Origin of the sequence: Herbaspirillum sp. (assembly GCF_017744395.1) — a bacterium.
Classification (GTDB): Bacteria; Pseudomonadota; Gammaproteobacteria; order Burkholderiales; family Burkholderiaceae_D; genus Herbaspirillum.
The window spans coordinates 945424-970864 of sequence record NZ_JAGIBI010000001.1 but is presented as its reverse complement, the minus strand read 5'-3'; the positions used below and the strand labels follow the sequence as shown (position 1 = coordinate 970864).

The following is a 25441-nucleotide window of genomic DNA, read 5'->3' as shown; positions in this document are numbered from 1 at the left end:
AGCGCGGGCCGTTATTGTTTACCGCGCCAGTCCGTAGGCATCGAGGTGGGCATCGACGATGCGGTCGATGTCCAGCGCCGAGAGGTCGGGCGCGCCTGCCGGGCGTCCCCGTTCAAGCAGGCCGGCGATATCGCCGGCGGTGATGTCGTCCTTCAATGCCAGCCACTCGCCGCCCACCATTTCCTGCAGTTCGGGCAAGGCTCCGATCGGGCTGGACAGCACCGGCGCGCCCAATGACAAGGCCGAGATCACGGAACCGGAGTTGAGCATCTTGCGCTGGGCCACGAGGATCAGGTCGCAGGCGGCATGGGCATCGGCGAATTGCCGGTCGCTCAGGTGGCTCACCGCCAGCACCACGCGCGGCGTGCACGCCGCGAGCTGGGCCAGGCGCTCGCGCAAGGCGGGATCGAAGCAATTGCCGGCCACCAGCAGCCAGGCGTTGTCATCAGCGACTTCCTGAAAGAGCGCGATGCCGCGCTCGATTTCCTTGTAGGGGCGGATCAGGCCGATCATGCCCATCACTTTGGCATCGGCCGGGATGCTTATGGACTGACGATAGGCTGCGCCATCGCCAGCCGGATATTGGCCGATATAGTTCTGGTGCGGGATGACCACGACCGGGGCCCGGGCCTTGGGCTGCGCGCGATGGACGGCGTCCACGCCGATGGCCGAGAGGCTGACGATCACATCCACCTGCCCGACGATGCGCGCGATCCAGTCCGCCACGAGCCGGCTGCGCGGGTCGCTGCGCTGCTCATGCGGCTGGGCGTTGTGGGCGGTCCAGAGCACTTTGCCGCCGGCGCGCTGCACCAGCCTGATCTGGTTTTCCAGGCGCCAGAAGGCGAGGCGGGTCGCCAGCAGGCTGCGCCGGGTCAGGCGGTCCATGCCGATGGATTCGATCCAGTGCAGATGCAGGATCGGTTGCGCCTGTTGCGGGAAATCCCAGGGATTCCACAGGCGTGTTTCATGTCCTCGCGCTTCCATGCGGGAGCGGATCATTTCCCAATAAGGATTACCCTCGACCGAGGGGTAGTACAGGATCGTCATGCATCAGCCTTATGGTTGGAAGAGGTTTCCTGTGTGCCGGCACGGTCTTGGCCGTATTGCACAGGGGCTCATGGACAGACCGGTATCGCTCGGGAAAATTTCCGGCGCGTGTAGAAATTCAGCTGGCGGCGACCTTCTTGCCTTTGAGTAATCCGCCTGTTCGCCGCATTGATGCATGCACTGCGTACAGAAACAGAAAAACGATTGATATCAATCGCTTAAGTTGCTCTTCCAAAAGTTTTCCACAGGCTTGCCCCCATTTTCTGGGGATAAGTGGAGGGAAGCGGCTACAGGAGGGGAAAATTGCCGCAAGAGGCTGCCGGAGGAGGCATTTTCGATTGCGGCGGATGGCGCAACCGGCGTTTTGCACGCCTTTGCGCCGCTGTGGGAAAACGTTTGCCAATCAATGGCTTGGGTGAATTTTCCTCAGCTTTTCCACAGGCCTGTCCCCGAATTGTGTGAACAACTTTGGCGGCAACGGCTAAAGGGAACCCCGCCTGTGGGAAATGCAAGATGCTTGCTCGCGCCTATCGCTTCGCGCCGGCGGCGGTTTGCCAGAGCCGGGCGATTTGCCCGGCGCTGTCTTGCAGCAGATGCGGGGCGTTGGCGATCGCCTCCTGCAGGGAGCCGGGGCCGAAGACGATCGAGAAGCATCCCGAGAAGCTGCCCTGGAGTTCGCCCAGCGATTTGCGGTCGATGCCGCCGGAGAGCAGCGTGGTCGGCACGCCTTTGCTGCGCGCCCGCTGGCTGGCGATGAAGGGGGCCTTGCCGTGCAGGGTCTGCGCGTCGCTGCGTCCTTCGCCGGTGATGAGCCAGTCGGCGCCGGCCAGCGCTTCGTCCAGGCCGATGTGGTCGGCCACCGTTTCGGCGCCGGAGCGGAATTCCGCGCCCAGCATCAGCAACGCGTAGCCCAGGCCGCCGGCCGCGCCGGCGCCGGGGTTGCCGCTGGCCGAACGTCCCAGCGCCTGTTCCAGCACCGCGGCGAAGTGGCCCAGCGCGCGATCCAGCACGCCGACTTGTTCCGGCGTGACGCCTTTTTGCGGGCCGAACACCGCGGTGGCGCCTTCCTCTCCGCACAAGGGATTGTCGACGTCGGACATGGCGACGATCTTCGCCTCCCTGACGCGGGCGTCGATACCGGAGGCATCGATGCGCGCGACCTTGTGCAATTGCGCCGGCACCGGCGGCACGGCTTCGCCGGCCGCATCGTAGAGCTTGAGGCCGAGCGCGCACAACAGGCCGGCGCCGCCGTCGTTGGTGCTGCTGCCGCCCAGGGCGACCAGGAAATGGCGCGCGCCGCGGTCCAGCAGCTTGAGCATGGCATCGCCCACACCCAGCGTGCTGCGCTGTTCCACCGGTACGGCGACGCCCGCGGCATCGGTCAGGCCGACGATGGCGGCCGATTCGATCACCGCGCTGCCGTCCTTGAGGATGCCGACCGGGCTGTCGGCCACTTGTCCCGCCGCGTTGCGGCAGGCGACGGCCAGGCGTTCGCCGCCGGCATGCATCAGCGCATCCAGCGTGCCTTCGCCGCCGTCGGCGATCGGTTTCAGGCGTACCTGCGCGCCGGGAATGGCGGCCTGTATGCCGGCGCCGATGGCGGCTGCGACCTCTTCAGCGCTCAGCGATCCTTTGAAGGAATCGGGGGCGATGACGACGATGGGGGGGCGTGGCGATGTGCTGGTGGTCATGATGTCTTGTTTGAAAACGGCCCCATGGCGGCGTTGCCGTCGCGGTTGCCTGGATTGCGGGAGTCTCTCTGTTTGTTCTGGTTGCGTGTCGCAGCGGGTTGGCCCGGATGGCAAGCGTGCGGCATACCGGGCAATTATATAAGCAGAGCCGTATCCGATTATTGAACCCAGGGTATAAGCACTAGAGAGTGCAGATGCGGTTTTCTCGCGGGAAATGCCGGCCGGTGCAAGGGCTGCGTAACAAAAGGTAAAGGCAATGGATGCCGCTGGGCTGCTGCGGCATATTGGATCAGTTACCGGCTTTGCGTGCCGGAGGAGTACAGCCATGAAGCGTTTTCTTTACCTGCTTGCGGCACTCGCCATGTTGCTGCTGAGCGGCTGTGTGGCGGTGCCATACGATTCTTATTATGCTTATCCGGCGCAGCCGGTGTATGAGGCGCCGTATCCGTATTACTATTCCTATCCCTCGACATCCATCTACTTCGGTTACAGCAGCGGATGGGGCGGCCGGGGACATTGGCGCCACTGATGAGCTGGCGGCGCCTTGCGGTTCCGGCACTGAAAAAAGCAAGGAACCCGGGCGCATTGGGACGCACAAAACGTTAAAATATTGCGTCTTCAAAATGGCACATGGCTGATGGCGCGTGGGGCGCTGCGGGCCGGCTCCAGTCCGAGCCCGTTGCCGTTTTTGCCTCCATTGCACCGAATATCAGGAACCGCTGCCGCAAGGTATGAGTTTTTTCAGTCCGTTCACCGATACCGACACAGCTTCTCGCGCACGGCGCCGAACCGTGCTCGGCCTCGTGCTGTCGGTGCTGATCCACGCCGGCGTGTTCATGGTGCTGCGGGCAAAGCTGAATGAGCCTCCCCGCACCGACATTTCCGGCAAGCCGGATGCGCCGCTGCAAGTGACCTTCCTCAGGCCGCCCGCGCCAATCCCCAAGCCCGAACCGCCGACGGCATCGCCTCCACCGCAGAAAACCCCGGCGCCGCCGAAGAAACAGGCGTCCAAGGCCGCGCCCAAACGCAGCGCGGCGGCCCCGCGCAAGACTGAACCGGCGCGTGCCACGCAGGCGCCGGCCACTCCCGAGGGCACGACGCCGCCGGTGGCGCAGACGGCGCCTGAAATGGATTTCAGTTCGATGATCAACCGCAACCGCGAGCGCAGGCAGGCGCTGGAGGATGCGGCGGCGAAGGAGAACGCGGCGGCGCGCGCGGCGGAAAACCCTTCCGCCAACGATATCGCCAAGGCCAATATCGCTTTCCAGGAGCGGCGCGGACGCGGCACCAACGGCGTGTTCGAGATCGTCAGCAAGGGGCCGCGCGTGGCCCAGTATTCTTTCCGCGGCTGGACCACCGACCAGCGCAACAGCCAGCGGCAATTGATCGAGGTCGATGCCGGCCCCGGCGGCAATGTCGAGCTGGCGGTGGTGGACAGCATGATCGCGCTGATCCGGAAATACTATTCCGGCGATTTCAATTGGGATTCGCAGCGCCTGGGGCGGGTGGTCGTGCTGTCTGCGCGCCAGACCGACACGAAAGGGCTGCAGGCATTCCTGATGAAGGAATTCTTCAGCACCGGCGGCTGAATTCCGCCATGGCGGCGCAGCCCCCTGGCCGCTTTCTTCATTGCCTGCCAGGCATGGCGTAACGGCAAGCTTCCTCCAAATTCCAACGTTTCCCCAGCGTTTCATTTATACCGTGCTAAGAATGGCAAGGCTTTTCGAGGGGAATGGACGTTTCCTTGCGGAAAATCAAAATGTTTCATGCTAGGATTTATATTGTTTCCGCAAGGCAAAGGGGGCATTCACATGAACATGGAACTGACTGGTGAAGAATTGCGCTGGATGTACAGCGTATTCAAAGGCGAATTTCGCATTGTCCCGCGGCGTATCGTCAAGAGCGTGATTTCCAAGGGGCTGGGCATTCCCAACCTGGGCGGCGCCTTCAACCTGACGCGCGCCGGCAGGGAAGTGTTCCGCCGCACTCCGCAAGGCTTCCTGGAGTATGAAGAGGATGAGGAGATGCACATCATCCGCTCCAGGGTTCGTTAGGGCGGTAACCTGCGGGGGAAGGGATGATTTGCTTCGGATTCCCAAGTGCGCATCAAAAGAATATTGATGGCCTTGAGAAATAGTTGAACAGAAAACACTTGGCCTGTTATAATTGCTGACTCAGTCGGGGCGTAGCGCAGCCTGGTAGCGTACTTGCATGGGGTGCAAGGGGTCGAGTGTTCGAATCACTCCGTCCCGACCAAAAAATGAATGTTTGCATGCAGTTGATGCAAATAAAAAAGCCGTCGTCAGATATGTTCTGTCGACGGCTTTTTCGTTAGGTCGTTTGGTTTTTCATTCCCGCAAGCGTTACACAAACACACAATTTCACGTCCACATCGCTCCCGCCTTGGGCGTTATCTGATCACCACGAATGATATGTGGAACCCGGGCCAGACTCTCCGGAAAATAAATTCGCCAAACAAGATCAGGAGCGCAAAAATGAAAATCCTCGCATTGATTCCGGCCGTCGCCGCGGCATTCGCCCTGGGCGGTTGCGTCGTGACGCCGCCGACCGTGCGGCCGGCTTATGTCGCGCCGCCCGGCGTGGTGTACGTTGAACCTACCTATGTATCTCCAGGCCCAGGTTATGTATGGCAATACCATTCGTACTATGGGTGGGGATGGCACCATCCGCAGTATGGCTGGCATCGGGGCTGGCGCTGAGGATACGGCAGGAGTCTCGGAGATATAGTAAAAAACAGCGGCCCAGCGCCGCTGTTTTTTTATGCTCTTTTTCCTCTTTCGTTATCTCCAAGTCCACGAATGATGTCGTTTCAGCAATGAAAAATCCTCCGGGCGCCTGAAAAAACATCCGGTCAGCCATGTACTTTATAAGCTATGCGTAAGTTATCCGCTCTACATTTTGGACAATGCGGCTCGTTGTGCGCGCAGCCATGCCCGCCTTGACCTTGAAGCTGGCATGCATATAAAAGCGGAATATCCGCGGGGAGACAATCGATGGCAAAGTTGAAGGCTGGGGCCTCGGAGGGCCGTGTGAGGTATTGGGGCATCGCATCGCTGCCCTGGCTGGCGGGGCTGGTAGCCGGATGCGGACTGGCTTTCGCGCTGGATGCATTGCGTATCGGCGAGGCGCTCGGGGCTCCATTGCGGGCTTGCCTGGCGGTATTCGTTGCCCTGGTATGTTTTTCCCTCGCGCAGCGACGGCGCCAGCCGGGCGGCGCGCAACTGGTCGAGAAGATCGGCAACGAGATCGACCACATCATGATCGGCGCGGCCGAAACTTCCTTCTTCGTCGATTCCATCAAGGGCAAGATCAGCAAGGATGTCGACGCCGCCAACAACATCGCGGCCAGCGCCGAGCAGAATGCGGCCACCACCGAGCAGATCGCCGCCAATGCCGAACGCGCTTCGGCCATCGCCGCCGAAGTGCGCTCGGAAAGCGTCAGCGGCCGTACCGAGGTCGATCGTGGCTTGCAACAGATCGGCCAGGCGCGCACCGATGCGCAGGCGGCGTCCGGCATGATGGCGCAGTTGCAGGAAAAGTCGCGCCGCATCCATGGCATCACCGAAGTCATCAGCGAGATCGCAGCCCGCACCAACCTGCTGGCGCTCAATGCCGCCATCGAGGCCGCGCGCGCGGGGGAGCAGGGGCGGGGGTTTGCCGTGGTGGCGGGCGAGGTGCGCCAGCTGGCGCAGCGCACCAAGGAGGCCACCGACGATATCGGCGTGATGGTGCGCGCCATCAACGAAGAGGCCGAGCGCGCCGCGTCGGGCATGAATGCCTTGAGCGGGCGTGTCCTCGAGGCGGCCCGGAATGTCGAGAAGGTGCATGCGCTGCTCAATGGCATCGAGCGTTCGGCCGGCCAGTCGCAGGAGCAGATCGAGGAGATCGCGCTGGCTTCGCGCGAGCACGTGCAGACCACGCAGAATATCGCCGAATCCATCTCGGCCATCCGCAACGGCATGCTGCAAACCGATGCCGAACTGCCGCGCGTGGCGGCGTCGGCGATGGCATTGTCTGAGCGCGCCGAAATCGTGTTCGAGGCGATCGCCGAGAGCGGCGCGCAAACGGTCCATGATGCGATCCGTATCGCGGCGGCGGACGGGGCGCATCGGGTCGGGCGGCTGTTCGAGGAGTCGATCGCCGCCGGCCGCATCTCTGAAGCGGCGCTGTTCGACCGCACTTACAAGCCGATCCCGAACACCTCCCCGCAAAAGCATTCCACGCAGTTTGACGGCTTTACCGACCGTGTCTTGCCGCAGATCCAGGAGGCCCTCCTGGAACAGATGCCGCAACTGGCCTATGCCGGCGCGGTCGACAACAACGGCTATTTCCCGACGCATAACAAGAAGTTTTCGCAGCCGCTGACGGGCAACTATGACATCGACCTGGTCAACAACCGCACCAAACGCATCTTCAGCGACCGTACCGGCAAGCGCTGCGGGGCCAATACCAAGCCTTTCCTGCTGCAGACATACAAGCGCGATACCGGGGAGGTGATGCACGACCTGTCGGTGCCGATCTATGTCAACGGCAAGCATTGGGGCGGTTTCCGCGTCGGCTACCGTTCCGGCCATGCGCCGGCGGCGGCATCTTCCGGGGCGGCAGTCCAGGCGGCGCCGGCGCGGCAAGCCGGCACCGCGAGGATTGCGAAGGTTTGAGCGCCTGCTTGACCTCGCGCAATAGGGGGGTAAATCCACTTCATTTCCACGGCTGATTCGCTTGACCCCGCTGGGCTGCTGATAGATTATTCGACAAGGGGTACCCCGCCCGTAAGACGACGGGGAGTAGAGAGCATATGCATTCGCGCCGCAGGCGCGATTTGCCAGTGAAGGAAAATCAGTGAAGCCTACTGTGCCAAGCAAGGGCGAGTCCGGGAAAGAGTTCGATTTCACCGGCCGCGATTTCGAGCGTGTCCGTGGGCTTATCTACCAGCGTGCGGGCATCGCCTTGGCCGACAGCAAGCAGGAGATGGTCTATAGCCGCCTGGCGCGCCGCTTGCGCGCCACCGGCATCACCTCGTTCAACCAGTACCTCGACATGCTCGAGCGTACCCACGACTCCGACGAATGGGAGGCGTTCACCAATGCGCTGACCACCAACCTGACTTCGTTTTTCCGGGAGTCGCACCACTTCCCGATCCTCGCCGATTTTGTCAAGACGCTAAAAGAGCCGGCTACCATATGGTGTTCCGCCGCTTCGACCGGCGAAGAACCCTATACCATTGCCATGACGGTGTGCGAGGCTTACGGAACGCTGACGCCGCCGGTGCAGATCATCGCCACCGACATCGACACCAATGTGCTGGCCACCGGCGCCAACGGCGTCTATCCGATGGAGCGCATCGACAAGCTGTCGCCGGAGCGGGTGAAGAAGTTTTTCCTGCGCGGCAAGGGCAGCCATGAAGGCTATGTGCGCGTGCGGCCGGAGCTGCGCAAGCTGATCACCTTCAAGCAACTGAACCTGCTGGCCGACGGTTGGCCGATCAGCGGGCAGTTCGATGTCATTTTTTGCCGGAATGTGATGATCTACTTCGACAAGCCGACCCAGAGCAAGATCCTGTCGAGGTTTGTGCCATTGATGAAGCCCCATGCCTTGCTGTTTGCCGGACACTCGGAAAACTTCCTGTACGTTTCCGACGCCCTCAAGCTCAAAGGCAAGACGGTCTATGAACTGAATGCGGCGCAACGTGGCGCAAGGAACAAGACATGAGCCAAGCCCCGGAGCAGGTTGCTACCAACTTATATTACGACCGCACCTTCGATTGCGATGCGGCCAAGATCCTGCCGGGGGAGTATTACTTTACCCATAAGGACATGATGATCGTCACCGTGCTGGGGTCTTGCGTCTCGGCCTGTATCCGTGACCGGGTATCGGGCATCGGCGGCATGAACCACTTCATGCTGCCCGATGGCGGCGGCGACGACGGCAGCCCGGTGTCGGCCTCGGCCCGCTACGGCACGTATGCCATGGAAGTGCTGATCAACGACGTGCTCAAGGCCGGCGCGCGCCGCGACAACCTGGAGGCCAAGGTGTTCGGCGGCGGCAACGTGTTGCGCGGGTTTTCCGCCATCAACGTCGGCGAACGCAATGCCGAATTCGTGCGGCGCTATCTCAAGGCGGAAAACATCCGTGTGGTGGCGGAAGACCTGAACGACGTCTGGCCGCGCAAGGTGTATTTTTTTCCGCGGACCGGCAAGGTGCTGGTCAAGAAACTGAAGCAACTGCACAACGATACATTGGCGGTGCGGGAAAAGGATTACGCAAGCAAACTGGTCACCAAGCCGGTGGGCGGCGCGGTCGATCTGTTCTGATTTGGATGTGGCCGCGCCTGGTAAGGCAGGGGACGCGGCGGGCAATACGGAAATAGGGTTATGAAAATCAAAGTACTTATCGTCGACGACTCCGCGCTGATCCGCAGCGTGATGCGCGAAATTATCGGCAGCCAGCCGGACATGGAAGTGGTGGGCGTAGCGCCCGATCCGATCATCGCCCGCGAACTGATCAAGCAGACCAACCCCGACGTGCTGACGCTGGACGTGGAAATGCCGCGCATGGATGGCCTGGATTTCCTGGAAAAGCTGATGCGCCTGCGGCCTATGCCGGTGGTGATGGTGTCGACCCTGACCGAGCGCGGTTCGGAGATCACCTTGCGCGCCCTAGAACTGGGGGCGATCGATTTCGTCACCAAGCCGAAAATCTCGATCCAGAGCGGCATGCAGGAATATGCCGACATGATCGCCGACAAGATCCGCGCCGCCGCCAAGGCGCGCGTGAAGGCCCGCGCGCCGCGCGCGGCGGAACAGGGGCACGTGCCGGGCGAGGCCTTGCCGCAGATCCGCAATCCGCTGACCAGTAGCGAAAAACTGATCATCATCGGCGCTTCCACCGGCGGCACCGAAGCCATCAAGGAATTCCTGATCCGCATGCCCTCGGACTGCCCGGGCATCCTGATCACCCAGCACATGCCGGAAGGCTTTACCCGCTCGTTCGCACAGCGCCTGAACAACCTGTGCAAGATCTCGGTGGTCGAGGCCGCCGGAAACGAACGGGTGTTGCCCGGCCATGCCTACATCGCCCCCGGGCATTCCCACCTGAAACTGGTGCGCAGCGGCGCCAACTACATGACCCAGCTCGACCAGGGGCCGCCGGTCAACCGCCACCGGCCGTCGGTGGACGTGCTGTTCCAGTCGGCTGCGGCTTGCGCCGGCAAGAATGCCGTCGGCGTGATCCTGACCGGCATGGGCAAGGACGGCGCACAGGGCATGCTGGAGATGAAAGGGGCCGGCGCCTACAATTTCGCCCAGGATGAAGCCTCCTGCGTGGTGTTCGGCATGCCGCGCGAAGCCATCGCCATCGGCGCCGCCCATGAAGTGCTGTCGCTGCAGGCGATGCCGGGCCGGGTGCTGGCATGGCTGGCCGAGCATGGCAGCCGGGCGTTGCGCGTGTAACGGGTTGTATGTGAAACACGGCGGCAGCGCCAATTCCGCTGCCATTTTGGCGGTCGCTGCACTACAATGCCGTGGCGATGCTGCAGGGGCGTATGGACGGGGTATCGTGCGTACGAAATAAGAAGGTGAGGCGGTTCAAGTTCGCATCCGGGCTGGCCGTTAACCAAGAAATCAATTGATTAGATGGAGTCTTAGCATGTCGGGTCCCAATACCAAGTTCTTAGTCGTCGACGACTTTTCGACTATGCGCCGCATCGTGCGCAACCTGCTCAAGGAATTGGGCTACACCAACGTGGACGAGGCTGAAGACGGCGTGCAGGCGCTGCAAAAGCTGCGCAGCGACCAGTTCGATTTCGTCGTTTCCGACTGGAACATGCCCAACATGGACGGCCTGACCATGCTGCAGGAAATCCGCAAGGACCCGGCGCTGTCCAAGCTGCCGGTGCTGATGGTCACCGCCGAAGCCAAGAAGGAAAACATCGTGGCCGCAGCCCAGGCCGGCGCCAACGGCTATGTGGTCAAGCCTTTCACCGCGGCGACGCTGGACGAGAAGCTGGGCAAGATCTTCGAAAAGATGGCAGCAGGTGGCTGACGTGAGCGGGGGCGCAAACGCCGAAACCGCCGGCGTCCTCAACGAGGAGGTGCTGTCCCGCATCGGTCACATGACGCGCAATCTGCACGACAGCTTGCGCGGCTTGGGATTCGACCGCTTGCTGGAGCGGGCCGCCAGCGACATGCCGGATGCGCGCGACCGCCTGGAGTATGTGGCGCGCATGACCGAGCAGGCGGCGCAGCGCGTGCTCAACGCCACCGAGCTGGCCAGCCCGTTGCAGGAACGCATCAAGGACGGCGCCGCCGAGCTCAAGGCGCAGTGGGATGCCGCCGCGGCATCGGGATTTTCCGAGGCCGATTACCGGGCCTTGGGAGCGAAGACGTCGGCTTTCCTGGCGCAGGCCGGCGAGGACAGCAACGCTACCAAGCAGCAACTGCTGGATATCATGATGGCGCAGGATTTCCAGGACCTGACCGGGCAGGTGATCAAGCGCGTCACCCAGTTGGCGCATGACCTGGAGTCGCAACTGGTGCAGCTGCTGGTGGATTATTCGCCAAGCGACGCCAAGCGGGAAGACACCGGCCTGTTGAACGGGCCCCAGATCGACCCGACCGGCAAGGATGTGATTGCCAACCAGGGGCAGGTGGACGATCTGCTGGAAAGCCTCGGTTTCTGAGAAATACGGCCGGCTATTGCTGCAATGGCAATGGCTGGTTTTTCCGTAGCCGCACGGCAATGCGGCAAGGGCTTCTTCAATGCGCTGGTTTGAAGAGGCATGATGCCTGTGGGAAATTCGGCCGCCCCTGGCCGGATATTGTCGCTTTCATCATTTTTTTCTTTCCTTTTCGATACGATTCGTTTTGCGACAGGCAGAGCCTTGCGTTTTTGCCTAGTCCGAAATGGGGGTCCTTTTTGCCCCTATTCCCCTGATGATCCGGGCCTTGGCTCGCCAATAATTCTGCCTATTGTTCTCGAAATCCGTCTATTAATCGGGAACGGAGTTAATGCAGGGGGATTCGGCAGATGGCCGACGACAGCGACATGGAGCGGACCGAACCCGCCACGAGTAAACGCCTTGAGCGTGCTCGTGAGCAGGGCGATGTGCCGCGTTCGCGCGAAATGGCGACGTGTGTGCTGTTGCTGGTCGGCGGTTGCTGCGTGTGGATGTTCAGTGGCCCGCTGGTGACCAGCCTGGACCGCATCATGGTCGCCACGTTTTCCTTCGAACGCGCTGCCGCGTATGACCCAGTCGTGCTGTTCAACTTGCTCAGCGCGCACTTCCTCGATATCGCCGTCGCCATCATCCCGATCGCCTTCCTGATGACCCTGGCGGCGGTCGCTTCCCCGCTGATCCTCGGCGGCTGGCTGTTCAACACCCAGTCCCTGATGCCCAAGTTCAGCAAGCTGAACCCGGTCAACGGCTTCACCAACATGTTTTCCCTCAACTCGCTGGCCGAACTGCTCAAGGCCGTGCTCAAGACCTTGCTGGTCGGCACCGTCGCCTGGCTGGCGATCAAGAGCCAGATCGACGCGGTGATGGGGCTGGGCCTCGAGTCGCTCAAGACCAGCAGCCGGCATTCCGCGCAACTGTTGTGGACCAGCTTCATCATCACCGTGTCCTCGCTGATTTTCATCGCCATCCTGGACGTGCCGTACCAGATCTGGAACTACGGCAAGAAGCTGCGCATGACGCGCCAGGAGGTCAAGCAGGAGCACAAGGAATCGGAAGGCGATCCGCACATCAAGGGCAAGATCCGGGCGATGCAGCGCGCTATGGCGCGCCGCCGGATGATGGCCGAAGTGCCGACCGCCGATGTGGTGGTGACCAACCCGACCCACTACGCGGTCGCGCTGAAGTACACCGAAGGCAAGATGGGCGCCCCCAAGGTGGTGGCCAAGGGCGCCGACGACATCGCCGCCAAGATCCGCGAGCTGGCGCGCGAGAACAAGGTGCCGTTGCTGGAGGCGCCGCCGCTGGCACGCGCCTTGCACACCCATACCGAAATCGGCGACGAGATTCCGGAAGCGCTCTATACCGCCGTGGCCGAAGTGCTGGCCTATGTCTTCCAATTGCGCACCTACGGCCAGTTCGGCGGCCAGCGGCCGATCGAGCCGACCGAGCTGCAGGTGCCCAAGGAGCTGGATCCCGCCACGGCGACCAAGTCGCGGGCGGCGCAGCGTAGAACGATGCAATAACTATGGCGAAACTCGATACCATGAAGCTGCCGGCCTGGGTGCCGCTGAAAAACTCCCGCGCGATGGCCGCCCCGGTCCTGATCGTCATGATGCTGGCGATGATGGTGCTGCCGCTGCCGGCGTTCATGCTGGACCTGCTGTTCAGCTTCAACATCTCGTTGTCGGTGATCGTGCTGATGACGGCGCTCTATACCGTCAAGCCGCTGGACTTCATCGCCTTCCCGGCGGTGTTGCTGGTGTCCACCATGCTGCGCCTGTCGCTCAACGTCGCCTCCACCCGCGTGGTGCTGACCGAAGGCCATACCGGGCCTGACGCGGCCGGCAAGGTGATCGAAGCCTTCGGCCACTTCCTGATCGGCGGCAATTACACGGTCGGTATCGTCGTGTTCGTCATCCTGACCATCATCAACTTCATGGTGGTGACCAAGGGCGCCGGCCGTATCGCCGAAGTGGGCGCGCGCTTCACCCTGGATGCGATGCCCGGCAAGCAGATGGCGATCGACGCCGACCTCAACGCCGGCCTGATCGGCGAGCCGGAAGCCCGCGCCCGCCGCAAGGAAGTGGCGCAGGAGTCCGAGTTCTACGGCGCCATGGACGGTGCCTCCAAATACGTGCGCGGCGACGCCGTGGCCGGCATCATCGTGACGGTGGTCAACATCGTCGGCGGCCTGGTGGTGGGCATGGTGCAGCACGACCTGGCCTTCGACGCCGCCTTGAAGAACTACACCCTGCTGGCCATCGGCGACGGCCTGGTGGCGCAGATTCCCTCACTGATCATTTCGACCGCGGCCGGCGTGGTGGTCTCGCGCGTGGCCAACGACCAGGACGTGGGCGGGCAGCTGATCAACCAGTTGTTCGCCAAGCCGGAGGTGCTCTACATCACCGCCGTGATCATCGGCGGCATGGGCCTGATCCCGGGCATGCCGCACATCGCCTTCCTCCTGCTGGCGGCCGCCATGGGCGGCGGCGCTTACGCCATCAGCAAGCGCAAGGAGCAGGCCCAGACGGCGGCCGCGCAGCCGGAATCGGTGACGACGGCGCCGGCCCAGGAAATGGAAGAGGCCTCCTGGCAAGACGTCATGCCGGTCGATACGCTGGGCCTGGAAGTCGGTTACCGCCTGATCCCGCTGGTCGACAAGGGGCAGGGCGGCGAACTGCTCAAGCGCATCAAGGGCATCCGCAAGAAGTTCGCGCAGGAAGTCGGGTTCCTGTCGCCGCCGATCCATATCCGCGACAACCTGGAATTGAAGCCCTCGGCTTACCGCATCACCCTCAAGGGGGTGGACGTGGGCAAGGGCGAGGCGCATGCCGGGCAATACCTGGCGATCAACCCCGGCATGGTCACCGGGCCGCTGCCCGGCATGATGACCACCGACCCGGCGTTCGGCCTGCCGGCGGTGTGGATCGACAACAGCCTGCGCGAGCAGGCTTCGACGATGGGCTACACCGTGGTCGATGCCGGCACCGTGGTGGCGACCCACCTGAACCACCTGATCACCACGCATGCGGCCGAGTTGCTGGGGCGCCAGGAAGTGCAAAGCCTGCTGGATCACCTGGCCAAGGAAGCGCCCAAGCTGGTGGAGGACCTGGTGCCGAAGATGCTGCCGCTGGGAACCCTGCAGAAGGTGCTGCAAAACCTGCTGCTGGAAGGCGTACATATCCGCGACATGCGCACCATCATCGAAGCGCTGGCCGAGAACGCGGCGCGCACCCAGGAACCCAACGAGCTCACCGCCATCGTGCGCATCGCGCTGGGCCGCGCGATCGTGCAGCAGATTTTCCCGGGCGAGAACGAATTGTCCGTCATGACCCTGGACGCCAAGCTCGAGCGCCTGTTGATGCAGGCCCTGCAGGCCGGCGGCGACAGCGGCGGCATCGAGCCCGGCCTGGCCGATTCGCTGGTCATGCAGACCGAGCAGGCTGCGCAGCGCCAGGAGCAGATGGGCCTGACGCCGGTATTGCTGGTCCCCGCGCCGCTGCGGGCATTGCTGTCGCGTTTCCTGCGGCGCGCCATGCCGCAGTTGCGGGTACTGTCTCACTCTGAAATTCCTGATTCGAAAACGATTAAAGTTACCAGCCTAGTTGGAGGGCAAGCATGAACGTCAAGAAATTTATCGCCAATTCGTCGCGCGAAGCGTGGCGCCAGGTGCGTGAAGCATTGGGTCCGGACGCAGTCATCCTCTCCAACCGCAACATTCCCGATGGGGTGGAAATCCTGGCGATGGCCAATGAGGACATGACCACGCTGGTGGCCCCCGGCGCGGCGCGCAAAGCGGTCGCGCGGCCCCAGGCGGCGTCGCTGCAGCAGCAGTCGGGCTTGCCGCCGGCGCCGCAGTCCAAGCGTCCGGCCTTGCTGTCCTCGCCGATCGCGCAGCAGCCGCCGCGGGTGCAGCGAACCGAATCAGGCCCGTTGCTGGACCAGCAGCCGGCGGGCCGTTCCGCGCCCAAGGAAGCTGAACAGGCCGCGCAGGCCGATGCGCGCGTCTGGCGCAGCCGCGGCAGCGATAACCGGGACGGTCGTCGCGAGCGCGTTGTGGCGCAAGCGCACGAGCAGGACCAGCGTGCGCGTTCTTCGCTACCGGAATTCGACGGCAAGGACTATGATGAAATCCTGTCTGAGGTCATGACCGAAATCCGTTCCATGCGCGGTGTGCTGGAAACGCAACTGGCAGAGATCTCCTGGGGCGGCACGCAAAAGCGCGAGCCGCTCAAGGCTATTGTCATGAAGGAAATGCTGGCGGCCGGTTTCAGCGCCAGCCTGTCGCGCCTGATTACCGAGAACCTGCCCGGCAATTCCAAGTCGCAGGACATCATGTACTGGGTCAAGTCGGTGCTGGCGCGCAACCTGAATACACTGGCCAGCGAAAGCGAATTGCTGGAAAACGGCGGCGTGTTCGCCCTGGTCGGCCCGACCGGCGTGGGCAAGACCACCACCACCGCCAAGTTGGCGGCGCGTTGCGTGATGCGCCACGGTTCCGGCAAGCTGGCGCTGATCACGACCGACGGCTACCGTATCGGCGGCTACGAACAACTGCGTATCTACGGCAAGATCCTGGGGGTGATGGTGCACTCGGTCAAGGACGAAACCGACCTGCGCATTGCGCTGGAAGAACTCAAGGGAAAGCATACCGTGCTGATCGATACCGCCGGCGTGGGCCAGCGCGACCAGATGGTGGCCGAGCAGGAGGCGATGCTGGCCGGCGCCGGCGTCGACATCAAGCGCCTGCTGTGCCTGAACGCCACCGCCACCGGCGGTACCCTGAACGAAGTGGTGCATGCCTACTCGGGCTCCGGCCTGGCGGGCTGCATCGTCACCAAGCTGGACGAAGCGGCGACCATCGGCAATGTGCTCGACGTGGTGATCCGCCACAAGCTGAACCTGCACTATGTGGCCAACGGCCAGCGCGTGCCGGAAGACTTGCACGTGGCCAACAAGCTCTACCTGGCCGACCGCGCCTTCAAGCAAAAGCGCGAGACCGCGCCGTTCGAATTCCAGGAGGGCGAGTTACCGGTGGTCGTGGGGCCGACGGCACTTTCCATGAATGACAAAGGCTTGCGCGAGGTGAGCTTTGGCTAGTTACGACGTCGACCAGGCGGCAGGATTGCGCCGGATGCTGGAGCGTCCGGTGCCGCGCCTGTTTACCTTTTTCTCGGTGTTGGGCGAAGAAGAGAAAAGCGCGATGCTGATCAACCTGGCGGCATCGCTGAGCCAGGCCAGCCATAGCGTGTTGCTGATCGACGGCGGCGTCGCTTCGTCGGGTTTGCTGACCCGCATCGGCCTGCGCCACGACGTCGCCACGCTGCAGGAAGTCGCGCAGAAGGAACGGCCGTTGCGCGAGGCGATGCGCATGTTGCCGGAAGGTTTCTCGATGGCCCGTATCGCGCGCCGCACGGTGCCCCCGGCCAGCCATCCGCAAGCCGGCCAGTTGGCGGCAATCTTCGATACCCTGATCGAACAGGCTGAAATCACGCTGGTCAACGGCGTGCTGGCGGAGGACCACTCGTTCCCGGTGCCGACCATGGAAATGGGCGAGATCGTGATCCAGGTGTCGACCACGGCATCGTCGATCAAGTCCGCTTATGTGCTGTTGAAGAGCCTGACCGACAAGATCGGGCGCCGTCCGTTCAGCCTGATCGTCAACGATGCGACCGATGCCGAAGCGCAGACCGTCTACGCCAACATGGCGCAGGCGGCCAGCCGCTACCTGGCGGCGCAGTTGAACTTCCTCGGGGCGATCCCGGCCGACGACCATATCCGGCGGGCCTGCGGGCAAGGGCGGGCGGTGATGGACGTGTTTCCGTTCGCCGGCGCGACACTGGCCTTCCACCGCCTGGCCAAGCGGTTTGTCGAGCAGGACGCGGCCAGGAGCGCTTACGGCATGGCAACCGACGGTGCGAGTCTCGGAGTGTGACGTGCATGTATAACGTCAAGGGAAAAACAGGCAAGAATGGTTTGCTGGAGCTGCATGCGCCGCTGGTCAAGAAGCTGGCGCATCAGCTCAAGGCGAAGTTGCCCCCTAGCGTCGAAGTGGACGACCTGATCCAGGCCGGCATGATAGGCCTGCTGGACGCGGTCAACCGTTATGAGGAAACGCACGGCGCGCAGTTCGAGACCTATGCCGTGCAGCGCATCCGCGGCGCCATGCTCGACGAGCTGCGCAACAGCGACTGGCTGCCGCGCAGCATCCGCCAGAATGCGCGCAAGGTGGAAGACGCGATGCAGGCGTTGCTGCAGCAGTTGGGGCGCCAGCCGCAAGAGAACGAGGTCGCGCGGCACATGAAGATCAGCCTGGAGGAGTACCAGTCCATGTTGGCCGATTGCGGCGGCCACCAGCTGATCTATTACGAAGACTTCCACGACGACGACAGCGGCCATGAGCACTTCCTGGACCGCTACCAGTCGACCGAAACCGACGATCCGTTGCAGAACCTGATCAACGGCGGTTTCCGCGAGGCGGTGGTCGATTCGATCCGGGCCTTGCCCGAGCGCGAGCAGATCCTGATGGGCCTGTATTACGAGCAGGAAATGAACCTCAAGGAAATTGGCGCCGTCATGGGGGTATCCGAGTCGCGCGTCTGCCAGTTGCATAGCCAGGCGATCTCGCGCATGCGTTCCTACCTGCGCGAGCATTCCTGGTCCGGCGTGTCCTGAACCAGGGCGCGGCGGGTGATCCGACAAAAGCAAAGCCCGGCAAGTGCCGGGCTTTTTTCATGGGGCTGTGGGAGAATTCCCGTCCGGTTACACCACGCCGAGACGGCGGCCGACCGACTTGATGCTGCTCTGGCCATCCGGGCCGTAGAAGTTGCCGGAATTGGTCTTGCCTTGCAGGATGGTCAATGCGCTTTGGTTGACCGACAGCTTCTTGCCGATCAGGATGCCGTTGAGGCGGTTCAATTCCTTGGCGTCTTGCGCCAGGTCGAATAGGGCGGCCCAGATTGCCTTGTCGCCGTCCGAGCCGTGTTCGTCCATCCACTGTTGCATTCCGCCTTCATCGTCGGCATAGCCGAGGCTGGCCAGGTGCTGATGGCGGTGGCCGGCGAGGGTGGTCATTTCGGCAACGATGGCGGCTTTTTCGCCGATCAGGTCGGTCATGCCTTCCGAGGCGGTCTCGGACAGCAATGCCTGTTCCTGGCGCAGTTTTTCAACCAGCCGGGCCAATGCCGCTTGTTCCTGTGCCAGACTTTGTGCCGGGTTGCTCATTGTCGATGGGTGTGTGCGAATCTGATCAGGCCTTGCGGGCGCCGATCAGCGTCTTGACAGTATCGAGCAGGCCGCTGGCGACTTTTTCCGGATCCACCTGGAACGTGCCGTTGGCGATGGCGGCCTTGATCTCGGCGACCTTCTTGGCGTCGAAGCTGCCGCTGTTGCCGACCTTGGTTTCCAGCGACTGGTAGGTGGCCGACAGGCGCACGCTGTCCGACGCGGCTGCCGTAGCGGCGGCGCTGTTGCCGGCTTGCGCGCCCGGGCGAGGCTGGGCCTGGGTTTGTTCGGTGGCGCGTCCGGCGGCGGATTTCAGGGCGTCATTAACGTTCACGGCAGTATTCCTTGTAGGGTGAGGGGGCTTTCGCCCCGCCTGTCGCTTAGATTATCGGTGATTTTCCCGCAAACTTTAGTCTTTGGGGAGGCGATTTCAGTCCTGCCGCCATTTTTCTTTGACCTGGCCAGGTAAATTCCTCGGGGGAAATAAATTGCCCTATATAAATATAGTGGGCTAATAGTTGATTTCCAGAATTCCGCCGGCCTTGGCTATCCCGCTGACGACTTGCCCGGCGGCGGTGCGTGCTTGCGCCATTTGCCCTTCGGAGGCGTTGGTCAGCGCGCGCGCTTCGGTCGAAATCTGGAAGCCGGGGCCGTTGGAAATGACGCGCACCGGTTGCCCTTGCTGCACCACGCGCTGGTTGCGCAGGCTATCCATGCGCAAGGGGGTGCCGGCGCGTACCGACATGGCGGCCACTCGTCCCACGGCCTGGGATTCGTTGGTGATGATGCCATTGGGCAATGCCGACAGGTCGCCGCGTACGCGCGTAACGTCGGCTGCGCCGATGGTTTGCCCTTGCGCCAGCGGCACGGCCGCGACCAGGTAGTCCGAGATCACCTGGACGTTGGCGCGGACGTAAATCGTCCAGGGCGAGGGGGCCACGCATTTGATGCCGATGGTCGTCTTGCCCCACAGGCGCGCGCCGTTCGGCATGAAGGCTTGCGGTTCCACGCAGGCGGCCAGGCTGAGGCGGGAGTCGACCGGATCGACATCGATGGTAATGCTGCCGGGCAAGCCGGAAGTCTGGGTCTTGAGAAATTGCTCGGCGACTTGTTTCAAGGCCGGCAAGTCCTGGCGCTGGGGGGTATCCGGTGCGGTCTGGGCGGATGCGCCTTGCAGGCCGCATGCCAGCAAGGCAAGGGCGGCTGCGGCATGGCGCAATACGCGAAAGGGATATTTCATTTTTTGAAACTTTTCCCGGGCGGGGGAACTGGCGAATCTTGGCAGCAATGTTACTTCGCGCGCGCGAGGTCAAAAGCAGGAACAAGAGAGGCTTTTCTCTGCTTATCGCCCATTAAACTTCCGGGCCCAAACGTATGATCGAGCCTATGTAAATCCATCATCGGCGTAGTCCGCGATAACTTGAGCGGCGCCGGTATTCCAGGAGGGCCCGATGGTCTCAAAGCTCGACGATTATTTCCGCTTCAATGAACTGGCGCTGAACCTGCGGTCGCAGCGCCAGCAGTTGCTGGCGTCCAATATCGCCAATGCCGACACGCCGAACTACAAGGCGCGCGACATCAATTTCGCCGATACGCTCAAGAACGCCCTGGACAACAAGACGGCCGCCATGCCGCCGCTCCAGCTGGCGCGTACGGCAGCTGCGCACGTCACCGGCGAGGCCGCCGGTTCCGGTGAGGGCAGCATTGCCGGTTCGCCGCTGCTGTACCGCACCGTGACCCAGGGCAGCGTTGACGGCAACACCGTCGACATGGACGTCGAGCGCAACGAGTTCGTCGACAACGGCATCCGCTACGAAGCCGGCGTCACCGCAGTCAACAGCCAGATCAAGGCCATGATTAACGCTATCCAACCGGGTTGATAAGCCATGTCCCTTTCCAATATCTTCAATGTCGCCGGTTCGGCCATGAGCGCGCAGTCGCAGCGCCTGAACACGGTCGCCAGCAACATCGCCAACGCCGACAGCGCCACCAGCCCCGACGGCAAGCCTTACAAAGCCAAGCAGGTGGTGTTCCAGGCCATTCCTGTGGGCGGCGTCAAGGACAGCGGTGTGAAGGTGGCCGCCGTGGTCGAAGACCAGGCACCGCCCAAGCTGGTCTACGATCCCAAGCACCCGATGGCCGACGCCAACGGCTACGTGGCGATGCCCAATGTCAATCCGGTCGAGGAAATGGTCAACATGATCTCCGCCTCGCGCTCTTACCAGACCAACGTGGAAACGATGAATACCGCCAAGTCCATGCTGGTCAAAACCCTCACCATCGGCCAATAGGAGCCTAGCTCATGACCACCGTATCTTCCGACCTGCTGACGGCCATGAACGGCACGAGCGGCACCAGCTCTGCCAGCAGCTCCAGCAGCCTCAACAACAACAGTGCCGATGCGATCCAGAACCGCTTCCTGACGCTGCTGATCGCGCAGATGAAGAACCAGGATCCCAGCAATCCGATGGACAACTCGCAGCTGACCACGCAGATGGCGCAACTGTCGACAGTATCGGGCATCACCCAGCTCAACACCACGCTGTCGACCCTGATGGGCAACCTGAATTCCTCGCAGGCGCTGCAGTCGGCCAACATGATCGGCCACAGCGTGCTGGCGCCGGGCAACAATATCCAACTGACGTCGGATACGACCAAGGCTGCAGACGGCACCGAAACCACCACGCAAAAGGCAGTGTTCGGCGTGCAACTGGACTCGACGGCATCTTCGGTCATCGTCACCGTCAAGGATTCCAGCGGCGCCGTGGTGCGCACGATGGATCTGGGCTCGCAAGCGGCCGGCGCCGTGCCGGTGATCTGGGACGGCACCAACGACGCCGGCACCAAGGCTGCCGATGGCAAATATACCTTTACCGTGACCGCGTCCAACGCCGGCGTGCCCGTCAATGCGGCGGCACTCGCATTCGGCACCGTTTCCAGCGTCAGCACCGCCAGCGACGGCAGCATCAAGCTCAACGTCTCGAACATCGGCACCATCAAGCCGACCGACGTTGTGCAAATCCTTTAATCGTCATTACCGACATCTATCGGGTCAAGGGAGTATCACATGGGTTTTCAACAAGGTCTGAGCGGTATCAACGGCGCAGCAAAGAGCCTGGACGTCATCGGTAATAACGTGGCCAACGCCAGTACGGTCGGCTTCAAGCAGTCGCAGGCGCAGTTCGCCGACATGTACGCCAATTCGATGAACCGTTCCGGCAATTCGCCGGTCGGCATTGGCGTGACGGTGGCCGATGTGTCCCAATCGTTCACCCAGGGCAACATCACTTCGTCCAACAATCCGCTGGATGTCGCCATCAACGGCGACGGTTTCTTCCAGCTGGCCGGCAGCCTGACCAACCAGTCGCCGCTGTATGGCCGTAATGGCCAGTTCCAGCTGGATAAAAATGGCTATATCGTCAATCCCAGCATGGGCGGCGCCATCCTGATGGGGTATGCCGCAGGTGTGTCGGGCGGTGATCCGGTGCCGTTGCAGATCAATACTTCGGCCATGCCGGCGACCTCGACGACCACTATCAGCACCAAGATCAACCTGGATTCGCGGCCGACCGCTGCCTTCCCGACGAACGGCGTTCCAACTACTACGCCCTTCAACGCCGCCGATCCGACGTCCTACAACAACTCCACCGGCGTCACTGTCTATGACAGCCTGGGCAATCCGTACAGCGTGCAGACCTATTACGTCAAGAATGCTCCGGTTGCCGGGCCGCCGCCGACAACTACTTGGGACGTGTATGCGACCGTCGATGGCACGACCGTGACTACCGCGGCCGGCAGCACTACGCCCCTGAAGATCGGTTCAATGCAGTTTAGTTCGACCGGTACATTGATCAGCGTTCCCACGACGATAACCCTGAATCTTACCGGGAACAATAACGCTACCAGCACTCCTTTCGCCAAGGCGGGCGGCACCCTGTCGAGCATGACCGTCGACTACGCCGGCTCCACCCAGACCGGTTCGGCCTTCGTCAACCTGGCGCAATCGCAGAACGGCATGGCGCCGGGCACACTGTCGAGCTTCTCGATCAGCAAGGACGGCACTATCGTCGGTTCCTACAGCAATCAGCAAACCAAGAATCTGGGCAGCATCGTGCTGGTGAACTTCGCCAACCCGAACGGCCTGCAGCCGCTGGGCAACAACCTGTACCAGGCTAGTGCCGACGCCGGCGTGCCGCTGCTCGGCAAACCGACTACCGGCACTTTCGGTACGTTGCAGGCGCGCGCGGTGGAAGACTCCAACGTCGACCTGACCGCCGAGCTGGTCAACATGATCGTGGCCCAGCGCGTCTACCAGGCCAACTCGCAAACCATCAAGGTGCAGGACACCGTCCTGCAGACCCTGGTCAGCATGCGCTGACCGCGTGATGGGCGCGCGCCGCGAGGCGCGCATGCTTCAAGGCCGCCGGCGTCGCCGGCGGCCGGTTTCAACCAGCGGCGCGGCAGGGCGGCGCCGCACAGAGGGGTTCTATGGATCGTCTGGTCTACACAGCGATGTCGGGCGCCAAGCATACGCTTGAGCAGCAGGCCACCGCCAGCAACAACCTGGCCAACGCCACGACGACGGGCTTTCGCGCCCAGCTCAATACTTTCCGTTCGGCGCCGGTGGTCGGCGATGGCTTGCCCACGCGCGCCTTCGTGGTCGATTCCACGGCCGGCAACGATTTTTCGCAAGGCCCGATCCAGGATACCGGTCGCGCGCTCGACGTGGCGGTGCAGGGCAAGGGCTGGATCGCCGTGCAGACCGCCGATGGTGGCGAGGCCTATACCCGCAACGGCAGTTTCAAGATCAACGAGAACGGCATCCTGCAGACCCAGTCGGGCCAGCCGGTGCTGGGTGATGGCGGCCCGATCACCATTCCGCCCGATGTGACGGTGGCGATCGCTTCCGACGGCACGGTGTCGTCGATCCCGACCAATGGCATTCCTAATGCGGTCAATATCCTGGGCCGCATCAAGCTGGTCAATCCTGACGAAAAGAACCTGAAGCGCGGCGATGACGGCATGTTCCGAACCATCACCGGCGCCGCCCAGCCCGACGCCAATGTGCGCCTGGCCAGCGGCGCGGTCGAGGGCAGCAACGTGAACGTGGTGGAGGCGATGGTCAACATGATCAACCTCTCGCGCCAGTTCGAAATGAACATGAAGATGATCCAGACCGCCGAAAGCGATGCGAGCAAGGCGACCCAGATCCTGTCGCTGTCCTGATCGATGCAACTGATGTAATCGCCGATTACCGGAGAAATAAATGATTCGTTCCCTGTGGATTTCCAAGACCGGCCTGGATGCGCAACAGACGCAACTGGACGTGATTTCGAACAACCTTGCCAACGTCAGCACCAATGGCTTCAAGCGTTCGCGCGCCGTGTTCGAAGACCTGCTGTACCAGACCGTGCGCCAGCCGGGCGCGCAATCGTCGCAGCAGACGCAGCTGCCGTCGGGCCTGCAGATCGGCACCGGCGTGCGTCCGGTGGCGACCGAGCGCATCTTCACGCAGGGCAACGTCAACCAGACCAACAATGACAAGGACCTGGCCATCCAGGGCGCGGGCTTCTTCCAGATCCTGCTGCCGGACGGCACCACCGCCTATACCCGCGACGGCTCCTTCCAGACCGACAACCAGGGCCAACTGGTGACCTCCAGCGGCTACACGCTGCAGCCGCCCATCACCATTCCCCTCAATACCACCAAGCTGTCCGTGGGCCGCGACGGCACCGTGTCGATCATGCAGGCCGGTTCCACCGCCACCACCCAGATCGGCCAGATCCAGGTGGCGACCTTCATCAATCCGGCCGGCCTGGAAAGCCGCGGCGAAAACCTGTACGTGGAAACTTCCGCCTCGGGCACGCCCAACCCCAACACGCCGGGCACCAACGGCGCCGGCGCGCTGTGGCAAGGCTATGTGGAAACCTCGAACGTGAACGTGGTGGAAGAACTGGTCAACATGATCCAGACCCAGCGCGCCTATGAAATCAATAGCAAGGCGATCACCACGTCCGACCAGATGCTGGCCAAGATTTCGCAGTTGTAAGCTGGCGTGGGGTATTTGAATTGGCAGTGCGCAGTGTGCGTTTGAAGAAGGACAGGGCAGATATGAACAGCTTGCTGAAATTGGCCGCCATCGCGGGTGTATTCGCCGTTGCCGGCTGCACCACGGTGCCCGACACCATCGTCAAGGGGCCGACGACGGCGCGTCCGCAGCCAGCTTCCTACGCGCCCCCGACTTCCGGTGCGATCTTCCAGTCGGCCGTCTATCGTCCGCTGCTGGAAGACCGCCGCGCGCGGCTGGTCGGCGATACCATCACCATCGTGATCAACGAGAAGACCAGCGCCGGCAAGTCGGCCGGCAGTTCGGCCAGCAAGACCGGTTCGGTCAATTCGCCTGCGCCGACCTTCTTCGGCACCTCGATCAAGGAACTGTCCGCCAGCGGAAGTTCGTCCAACAAGTTCGAAGACAAGGGCGCCACAACCTCCAGCAACACCTTCACCGGCACCATCGGCGTGACCGTGATCGAAGTGCTCCCCAACGGCAACCTGGTGGTCAGCGGCGAGAAACAGATTTCGCTCGACAAGGGCGTGGAATACGTGCGTTTCTCGGGGACCGTCAGCCCGGACAATATCCAGACCGGCAACACCGTTTCCTCGACCCTGGTGGCCGATGCCAAGGTCGAATACCGTACCAACACCCGTGTCGACATGGCCGATTTCATGTCTTCGCTGGGGCGTTTCTTCTTCAGCGTTTCTCCTTTCTGATGGAGCAGCAGGG

Annotated in this window: 27 protein-coding genes and 1 tRNA gene; 23 read left to right on the top strand and 5 right to left on the bottom strand. The window is 62.4% G+C overall.

The features are described from left to right. Nucleotides 1–18: 18 nt before the first annotated feature. A complete protein-coding gene (locus J7548_RS04365) occupies nucleotides 19–1047 on the bottom strand; it encodes a hypothetical protein (RefSeq protein WP_290970845.1) in 1029 nt (342 codons plus the stop codon). Between the two features lie 527 nt (nucleotides 1048–1574). Beyond that, nucleotides 1575–2738, bottom strand: coding sequence for a glycerate kinase (locus J7548_RS04360; RefSeq protein ID WP_290970844.1), 1164 nt, complete (start codon nucleotides 2736–2738; stop codon nucleotides 1575–1577). A gap of 325 nt (nucleotides 2739–3063) precedes the next feature. Here J7548_RS04360 and J7548_RS04355 point away from each other — a divergent pair, with 325 nt between their 5' ends. The 16 genes from J7548_RS04355 (at nucleotide 3064) to J7548_RS04280 (ending at nucleotide 18108) form a co-directional block, all read left to right on the top strand. Beyond that, nucleotides 3064–3267 carry a hypothetical protein gene (locus J7548_RS04355; protein ID WP_290970841.1) on the top strand — a complete coding sequence of 68 codons (204 nt, stop codon included), beginning with the start codon at nucleotides 3064–3066 and terminating at the stop codon, nucleotides 3265–3267. A gap of 262 nt (nucleotides 3268–3529) precedes the next feature. Then, the gene (locus J7548_RS04350) at nucleotides 3530–4327 is read left to right on the top strand and encodes a hypothetical protein (protein ID WP_290970838.1); all 798 of its coding nucleotides are present in this window, start codon (nucleotides 3530–3532) and stop codon (nucleotides 4325–4327) included. 222 nt (nucleotides 4328–4549) lie between these two features. After that, a complete protein-coding gene (locus tag J7548_RS04345) occupies nucleotides 4550–4792 on the top strand; it encodes a hypothetical protein (protein WP_290970835.1) in 243 nt (80 codons plus the stop codon). A 125-nt stretch (nucleotides 4793–4917) separates the two neighbouring features. Then, nucleotides 4918–4994: transfer RNA gene (locus tag J7548_RS04340), tRNA-Pro, on the top strand. 239 nt (nucleotides 4995–5233) lie between these two features. Further along, nucleotides 5234–5458 (top strand): hypothetical protein, encoded by a 225-nt coding sequence (locus J7548_RS04335; protein ID WP_290970833.1) that lies wholly within the window; start codon nucleotides 5234–5236, stop codon nucleotides 5456–5458. A 294-nt stretch (nucleotides 5459–5752) separates the two neighbouring features. Then, nucleotides 5753–7417 (top strand): methyl-accepting chemotaxis protein, encoded by a 1665-nt coding sequence (locus tag J7548_RS04330; RefSeq protein WP_290970830.1) that lies wholly within the window; start codon nucleotides 5753–5755, stop codon nucleotides 7415–7417. Nucleotides 7418–7598: 181 nt separating this feature from the next. Further along, a complete protein-coding gene (locus tag J7548_RS04325) occupies nucleotides 7599–8468 on the top strand; it encodes a CheR family methyltransferase (RefSeq protein WP_290970827.1) in 870 nt (289 codons plus the stop codon). Then, entirely contained in the window at nucleotides 8465–9070 is a 606-nt protein-coding gene (gene cheD / locus J7548_RS04320; RefSeq protein ID WP_290970824.1) for a chemoreceptor glutamine deamidase CheD, read from the top strand. The genes J7548_RS04325 and cheD overlap by 4 nt, the downstream gene beginning before the upstream one ends. A 60-nt stretch (nucleotides 9071–9130) precedes the next feature. Then, nucleotides 9131–10207, top strand: coding sequence for a chemotaxis response regulator protein-glutamate methylesterase (locus tag J7548_RS04315; RefSeq protein WP_290970822.1), 1077 nt, complete (start codon nucleotides 9131–9133; stop codon nucleotides 10205–10207). Between the two features lie 196 nt (nucleotides 10208–10403). Continuing rightward, nucleotides 10404–10799, top strand: coding sequence for a chemotaxis response regulator CheY (gene cheY, locus J7548_RS04310; protein ID WP_006712751.1), 396 nt, complete (start codon nucleotides 10404–10406; stop codon nucleotides 10797–10799). Nucleotide 10800: 1 nt separating this feature from the next. Continuing rightward, complete coding sequence (cheZ, locus tag J7548_RS04305; RefSeq protein ID WP_290970813.1) at nucleotides 10801–11436, top strand: protein phosphatase CheZ; 636 nt, start codon at nucleotides 10801–10803, stop codon at nucleotides 11434–11436. A gap of 347 nt (nucleotides 11437–11783) precedes the next feature. Then, nucleotides 11784–12956, top strand: a complete 1173-nt coding sequence (gene flhB / locus J7548_RS04300) for a flagellar biosynthesis protein FlhB (RefSeq protein WP_290970810.1) — start codon at nucleotides 11784–11786, stop codon at nucleotides 12954–12956. A 2-nt stretch (nucleotides 12957–12958) separates the two neighbouring features. Further along, on the top strand, nucleotides 12959–15055 hold the full coding sequence (gene flhA, locus J7548_RS04295) for a flagellar biosynthesis protein FlhA (RefSeq protein ID WP_290970807.1): 2097 nt from the start codon (nucleotides 12959–12961) through the stop codon (nucleotides 15053–15055). Then, the gene (gene flhF, locus J7548_RS04290) at nucleotides 15052–16533 is read left to right on the top strand and encodes a flagellar biosynthesis protein FlhF (RefSeq protein WP_290970804.1); all 1482 of its coding nucleotides are present in this window, start codon (nucleotides 15052–15054) and stop codon (nucleotides 16531–16533) included. Before flhA ends, flhF begins: the two co-directional genes overlap by 4 nt. A 34-nt stretch (nucleotides 16534–16567) precedes the next feature. Then, nucleotides 16568–17368, top strand: a complete 801-nt coding sequence (locus tag J7548_RS04285) for an antiactivator of flagellar biosynthesis FleN protein (RefSeq protein ID WP_343586420.1) — start codon at nucleotides 16568–16570, stop codon at nucleotides 17366–17368. A 5-nt stretch (nucleotides 17369–17373) separates the two neighbouring features. Continuing rightward, nucleotides 17374–18108 carry an RNA polymerase sigma factor FliA gene (locus J7548_RS04280; protein ID WP_290970799.1) on the top strand — a complete coding sequence of 245 codons (735 nt, stop codon included), beginning with the start codon at nucleotides 17374–17376 and terminating at the stop codon, nucleotides 18106–18108. Nucleotides 18109–18195: 87 nt separating this feature from the next. Here J7548_RS04280 and J7548_RS04275 read toward each other — a convergent pair whose 3' ends face one another. The 3 genes from J7548_RS04275 to flgA all read right to left on the bottom strand — a co-directional run bounded on the left by J7548_RS04275 (nucleotide 18196) and on the right by flgA (nucleotide 19897). Next, nucleotides 18196–18657, bottom strand: a complete 462-nt coding sequence (locus tag J7548_RS04275; RefSeq protein WP_290970796.1) for a flagellar protein FlgN — start codon at nucleotides 18655–18657, stop codon at nucleotides 18196–18198. Nucleotides 18658–18682: 25 nt separating this feature from the next. Then, nucleotides 18683–18991 carry a flagellar biosynthesis anti-sigma factor FlgM gene (flgM, locus tag J7548_RS04270; RefSeq protein WP_290970793.1) on the bottom strand — a complete coding sequence of 103 codons (309 nt, stop codon included), beginning with the start codon at nucleotides 18989–18991 and terminating at the stop codon, nucleotides 18683–18685. Nucleotides 18992–19168: 177 nt separating this feature from the next. After that, a complete protein-coding gene (flgA, locus tag J7548_RS04265) occupies nucleotides 19169–19897 on the bottom strand; it encodes a flagellar basal body P-ring formation chaperone FlgA (protein ID WP_290970790.1) in 729 nt (242 codons plus the stop codon). A 211-nt stretch (nucleotides 19898–20108) separates the two neighbouring features. Here flgA and flgB point away from each other — a divergent pair, with 211 nt between their 5' ends. The 7 genes from flgB (at nucleotide 20109) to J7548_RS04230 (ending at nucleotide 25428) form a co-directional block, all read left to right on the top strand. Next, entirely contained in the window at nucleotides 20109–20537 is a 429-nt protein-coding gene (flgB, locus tag J7548_RS04260) for a flagellar basal body rod protein FlgB (RefSeq protein WP_290970787.1), read from the top strand. A 6-nt stretch (nucleotides 20538–20543) separates the two neighbouring features. Next, nucleotides 20544–20948, top strand: coding sequence for a flagellar basal body rod protein FlgC (gene flgC, locus J7548_RS04255; RefSeq protein WP_290970784.1), 405 nt, complete (start codon nucleotides 20544–20546; stop codon nucleotides 20946–20948). 11 nt (nucleotides 20949–20959) lie between these two features. Continuing rightward, the gene (locus J7548_RS04250) at nucleotides 20960–21685 is read left to right on the top strand and encodes a flagellar hook assembly protein FlgD (RefSeq protein WP_290970782.1); all 726 of its coding nucleotides are present in this window, start codon (nucleotides 20960–20962) and stop codon (nucleotides 21683–21685) included. A gap of 39 nt (nucleotides 21686–21724) precedes the next feature. Further along, nucleotides 21725–23035: a flagellar hook protein FlgE gene (gene flgE / locus J7548_RS04245; protein WP_290970779.1), complete on the top strand. Its 1311-nt coding sequence runs from the start codon at nucleotides 21725–21727 to the stop codon at nucleotides 23033–23035. 110 nt (nucleotides 23036–23145) lie between these two features. Then, nucleotides 23146–23883, top strand: a complete 738-nt coding sequence (flgF, locus tag J7548_RS04240; RefSeq protein ID WP_290970777.1) for a flagellar basal-body rod protein FlgF — start codon at nucleotides 23146–23148, stop codon at nucleotides 23881–23883. Nucleotides 23884–23923: 40 nt separating this feature from the next. Next, the gene (flgG, locus tag J7548_RS04235; RefSeq protein WP_290970774.1) at nucleotides 23924–24706 is read left to right on the top strand and encodes a flagellar basal-body rod protein FlgG; all 783 of its coding nucleotides are present in this window, start codon (nucleotides 23924–23926) and stop codon (nucleotides 24704–24706) included. Nucleotides 24707–24768: 62 nt separating this feature from the next. Beyond that, on the top strand, nucleotides 24769–25428 hold the full coding sequence (locus J7548_RS04230; protein ID WP_290970771.1) for a flagellar basal body L-ring protein FlgH: 660 nt from the start codon (nucleotides 24769–24771) through the stop codon (nucleotides 25426–25428). Nucleotides 25429–25441 lie beyond the last annotated feature (13 nt).